Raw genomic sequence first — 1,848 nt, 5'->3', positions numbered from 1 at the left:
GAGATCGGTGACGATTCTTTGCAGCTGCGCTGAGAAGGCCTCTGCCCGTCGCCTACAATCCGCCGCGACGGGCCTCCCCGCATGGAAGCACGGCCAACCGGGTCAGGTCGGGAACGAAGCAGCCCTAACTGTTGCGACCAGTGCCGGGGGTAAGGCTCGTCACCCTCCCTCTTCGATTCGACATGTACGCTCGCCCACCTCCGTTCGGGCTGAGCTTGTCGAAGCCAGCGCGGAAAGCAACTCCCACCCACTCGAGTCGCACGCTGTAGATGCTGGAGCAACTCAAGCCGTAGGATTTGCTCGTGAAAGCACCGTGTGGACCAATCCCTGAAGCTTCACCTTGGTCATGTTCGCATCGAGAAGCCACGACTCGACGAAGAGAGTGAGTTCGGGATCGTCGATGATGGCCTTTGCATGCTTCCATCCGTCAGCCTGAGTCATGTCAAGGATGATCTTGGGAGGTGCTGAGTGGTAGTCGCGATGACGTGCCATCAGCCACGCGGCGTAGACCTCTTGCGGAATCAACCGCAGCTTGAACAGGTGGTACTGCGCGAACTGCAGGCCCCATAGGCGTTCGAAGTACCGGGTCGCCGCGATCTTCTTCTCCAGCAAGTCGTCCTCGATCTTGATGAAAACCTCCATGCAGCGCGATAGCGTCGCACCGCTTTGCGCCTGATTTGTCAGGACGAGGTTTCTATTGGCGGCGTCGGCAGACCGATGCGAGCGACTGGCGGCGAAGGCCGCAACAACCACCGAAAAGGTTGCCGCCAGCGCCGACGCCACAGGCGCCCAAGAAGCCACATCACAAGCCACTGAATCTGCCATTGGGAGACCTCTTGGTGATCGACGCAATGAGGCACAAGCCTATGACTCACGCGCGTACACAGCAAGAGTGGCGAATCGCAGCGTCCCGTGAACACGGGGGTCATTGAGTCTTCGTGAATTCGATGGAGCCGGGGCGAGAGACAGACACGACAGAGCCCCTCGCGGGGCTTTGAAGGGTTCTAGGTACCGGACTTCGAAACCTTGCGCTCCCTCGGCGCGATCCAGCGAGAGTAGAGGCCCTTGGCCTCACGTTCGAGGTAGGCGACGCTCTCCCGCAACTCATCCTTCGCCTTCTCACCAAGGTCGACAGCTCCATTAAGTCGCTGTTTATAGTGCCTGGCGTTTCGCAGCAGCACTTTTGCAATCTCAGTCGGCACGTCCCGAGATATTGTCCGAAGCCTCTGCGGAAAGATGCCGGCCATCACATAGGGGCGACGCGTCGAAGTCACTCCATAGGCTTCACGTTGAGCGGCCCATAAGGCAACCGGCAGCGGCTTGCCAAAGTGCTTTCCAAGCAGCTTTATCGTCACAGGTTCTGCGTCGAATGCGGTCACCGGGTACAACGTACCCAAGTAGGCCCTGGCACCTCCAAGGACGAATGTTTCGGATAGCCGATGCCATGACGCACAAGCGTTATTGAGAATGACCGGGCAACCGTGGCCAGCGATTGAATGAGGGATTGGCAGGTAATTGTTGTCATGCATCTGCAGTACCGCTGCACGATGCACACGGTCGATGGGAACTTTGAGGACAGGCTCCAACTCATCAATCCGGTTTGAGAAATCAAGAATGGCGGAACCCACTACGAGCTTGGAATCCCTGTCCGGATCATGCCAAGAAACACCATCAAGAGATGTGAAGTTGTAGAGCTGCGTTACCAGAATCCTGTCGTCGTCCCGATCCGAAATGGCGACACCTATCGCTGTATCCACTTCTAGACGTCGCATTTTTCCCGATGAATCCTCAAACTCGTACGTCCAACGCCAGCCAGAGGCGTCACCGCAATGAGTCGCAAATACAAGC

Annotated in this window: 2 protein-coding genes and 1 other RNA gene; 1 reads left to right on the top strand and 2 read right to left on the bottom strand. The window is 57.5% G+C overall.

Going from position 1 to position 1,848, the window contains the following annotated elements:
- The first annotated feature begins 66 nt into the window (after positions 1-66).
- Positions 67-164: signal recognition particle sRNA small type (ffs, locus tag AC1DXV_RS34260), an RNA gene on the top strand.
- A gap of 118 nt (positions 165-282) precedes the next feature.
- Here the strand turns inward: ffs and AC1DXV_RS34255 are convergent.
- Together AC1DXV_RS34255 and AC1DXV_RS34250 are read right to left on the bottom strand one after the other, a co-directional pair.
- Positions 283-825 (bottom strand): hypothetical protein, encoded by a 543-nt coding sequence (locus AC1DXV_RS34255; RefSeq protein ID WP_477869641.1) that lies wholly within the window; start codon positions 823-825, stop codon positions 283-285.
- 179 nt (positions 826-1,004) lie between these two features.
- Positions 1,005-1,848, bottom strand: an 844-nt coding sequence (locus tag AC1DXV_RS34250) for a hypothetical protein (protein ID WP_477937998.1), incomplete at its 5' end; no start/stop codon positions are given.

It is taken from the genome of Rhizobacter sp. P3_C12 (assembly GCF_056402735.1).
This window is presented reverse-complemented; position numbering and strand designations above follow the sequence as displayed.

Bases quoted from the DNA above. Each gene is read 5' to 3' on its own strand.
- AC1DXV_RS34255 (WP_477869641.1), bottom strand. From the start codon at position 825: ATGGCAGATTCAGTGGCTTGTGATGTGGCTTCTTGGGCGCCTGTGGCG.